Genomic DNA, 3,266 nt, shown 5'->3' on the forward strand with positions numbered 1-3,266 from the left:
CCCGGCCAGCACCGCCTCGACCTCACCCGGCTCGATACGGAAACCCCGCACCTTCACCTGAGCATCAGCACGCCCCACGAACTCCAGCACACCATCCGCCGACCACCGCACCACATCCCCAGTCCGATACATCCGCGAACCCGCCACCACAGCGAACGGATCCGCAACAAACCGCTCCGCCGTCAAACCAGGACGACCCACATACCCCCGAGCCAACTGCGCGCCCGCGATGTACAACTCACCCGCCACACCCACCGGCACCGGCGACAAACCCGCATCCAACACATACACCCGTGTGTTTCCCAGCGGACGCCCGATCGGCGGAGGCTGGTCCTCGGGCCGAATGGAGCTGTTCAGTGCAACGGCCGTGGTTATCACCGTGGCCTCAGTCGGGCCGTATGTGTTCCACATGCGGGCTCCGACCATCCACCGGCTGGCCATGTCCGCCGTCAGCAGTTCTGCGCCCAGGACCCAGTTCTCCACTCCGGAGACCGCGGCAGGGTCGAGCACCCCGAGCAGGGAGGGGACCACACTGGCGACGTTCACACCGGACTTCTTGACCATCTCGGCCAGTGTCTCCGGTTCCGACCGTTCCGTGCTCGACGCGATGGCGAGGGTCGCCCCTGCCGCGAGGGTGACGGCCACGTCGAGTACGGAAGCGTCGAAGCTGAAGGAGGCGAACTGCAGGGCCACTGCGCCTTCTTGAACACCAAGGACCGGTCGCATCACCTCTGCGAGGTTGGCGACACCACGGTGAGGAACGGCTACCCCCTTGGGGCGTCCCGTCGAGCCCGACGTGTAGATCACGTACGCGAGTTGGTCCGGGTCGACGGCGACAGGCGGCTCTTCGCCAGAGGGGGCGGCGTCCGCGTAGACGAATTCGTCGAGCAGCACGACGTGCACCGCCTCCGACGGCAGGTCCCGCACCGTGTCGGCGGTCCCCAGGACCACGACCGCTCCGCTGTCCGCCACCATGTAGCCGAGTCGGTCCGGCGGGTACTCAGGGTCGAGAGGCACGTACGCGCCGCCTGCACGCCACACCGCGAGGAGCGACACGACCATGTCCGCCCCTCGCGGCAGGCACAGGCCGACCAGGCGCTCCCGGCCCACGCCGAGTGCGATCAGCTTCCGCGCAAGGTGACTCGCTCGCGCATCGAGCTGGGCATAGGTGAGTTCGACGTCGCCGCTGAGTACGGCGAGCGCGTCGGGAGTGCGCGCCACTCTCGCCCGGAACAGGTCGAGCACCGTGCCGGCGGGAATCTCCCGCTCGGTGTCGTTCCACGTACGCAGGATGCGCTCGCGCTCCTCGTCACCAAGCACGCCGACCTCGCGAATCGCCCGGTCGGGCTCCGCCACCACCGTCTCCAGTACGCGGACGAGGCGATCAGCGATGCCCTGCACGGTCTCGGCCGTGAAGAGGTCGGTCCGGTACTCCAGCTGCCCCAGCAGCCCCCTGGAGAGCCCACCCTCGTCGTAGATCTCGGCGAGGCTGACGGACAGGTCAAACTTCGCCGCAGTGTTCGTCAGGGGCTCCGGCACGGCCTGGACTCCAGGCAGGTCGAGGTCCGGTTGAGCGTTGTTGTGGAAGCTGAGCATGACCTGGAACAGGGGGTGGCGGGCCATGGAGCGTGCCGGGTTGAGGATCTCCACCAGCCGCTCGAACGGCACGTCCTGATGGGCGTACGCCGCCAGGTCCGCTTCCCGGACGCGCTCCACCATATCCCGGAACGTCGGGTCGCCCGACAGGTCGGTCCGCAGGACCAGCGTGTTCAGGAAGCATCCGACGAGGTCGTCGAGGGCGTCGTCGGTACGCCCCGCGACCGGCGTCCCTATCGGAATGTCCTCCCCGGCGCCCATCTTCGACAGAAGGACCGCCAGCGCCGCCTGCACCGTCATGAACACACTCGCCCCGCAGGAACGGGACAGCTCCACCAGACGGGCGTGCGTTTCGGCCGGCACGTGCACACCGACGGACGCTCCTTCGGCGGAGGCGGTCGCGGGACGCGGGTGGTCGAGTGGCAGCTCAAGCTGCTCGGGAAGGTCGGCCAGGGCCTGCTTCCAGTAGGCGACCTGGGCGGCGATGACACTGTCCGGGTCGTCCTCGTCGCCGAGCACCTCGCGCTGCCACAGCGTGTAGTCCGCGTACTGCACCTCGAGCGGCCGCCACTCCGGAGCAGCACCGCGACAGCGCGCCGCGTACGCCTGCGAAAGATCCCTCGCCAGCGGCGCCATCGACCAGCCGTCCGCCGCAATGTGGTGCACCACCACGACCAGGACCCACTGGCCGGGAGCGTCGGCAACCTCCAGCAGACGCACCCGCCACGGCAGGTCCCCCTCCAGGTTGAACCCGGCACCCACGATCGCGGCCACGGTCGAAGTCACGTCATCCAGGGACACCGGCTCGGCACGGACCTCTGGAGCGCCCTCGACAGGGTCGAGGACGTGCTGGCTCGGCTGGCCCTCAGTGCTCTGGCGGAACACGGTGCGCAGGCTCTCGTGCCTGCCGGCGACATCCGCGAGCGCGGCCCGGAGCGCCTCCACGTCCAGCTCACCCGTCAACCGCAGAGCGAGGGGAATGTTGTACGTCGCCGACACACCCTCGAGCTGACCCAGGAACCACAGACGGCGCTGCGCGAACGACACCGGAACAACCGCCGGCCGCACCCGCCGCCCCAACGGCTCCCGCACCCGACCACCCTCACCGAGCCGATCCACCAACCCCGCCACCGTCGGGGCCTCGAACAGGGACCGGATGCTCACCTCGACCCCGAGAACGGTCCGGATCCGGCTCACCAGCCGCGTCGCCAGCAGCGAGTGCCCGCCGAGGTCGAAGAAACCGTCGTCGATCGACACCGACTCCACGCCCAGGATCTCGGCGAACAGACCGCACAGGATCTCCTCCCGCGGTGTTCGCGGTGCTCGCCCCGACGCATCCGTGGTGTATTCGGGAGCCGGCAATGCCCGCCGGTCCAGCTTGCCGTTCGGCGTCAACGGCAGCGCATCGAGGGTGACGAACGCGGAGGGCACCATGTAGTCCGGCAGCCGGTCCGCCACGTGCCGACGCAGGACGGCAGCGTCGAAGTCCACGGTCGTAGGCACGACATAGGCGACCAGGCGCTTGTCGCCGGGCTGGTCCTCCCGCACGACCACGGCCACCTGACCCACCGATGGGTGCTCTGCCAGGACCGCTTCGATCTCGCCCGGTTCGATACGGAAGCCCCGCACCTTCACCTGCGCATCAGCACGCCCCACGAACTCCAGCACAC

Annotated in this window: 1 protein-coding gene; it reads right to left on the minus strand. The window is 69.0% G+C overall.

Annotated elements, in window-relative coordinates; translation table 11 throughout:
• A partial coding sequence (locus ABZ858_RS37115; protein WP_361389422.1) for an amino acid adenylation domain-containing protein occupies positions 1 to 3,266 on the minus strand: 3,266 nt, incomplete at both ends.

Source organism: Streptomyces sp. NPDC047017, from assembly GCF_040644175.1.
Taxonomy (GTDB): domain Bacteria; phylum Actinomycetota; class Actinomycetes; order Streptomycetales; family Streptomycetaceae; genus Streptomyces.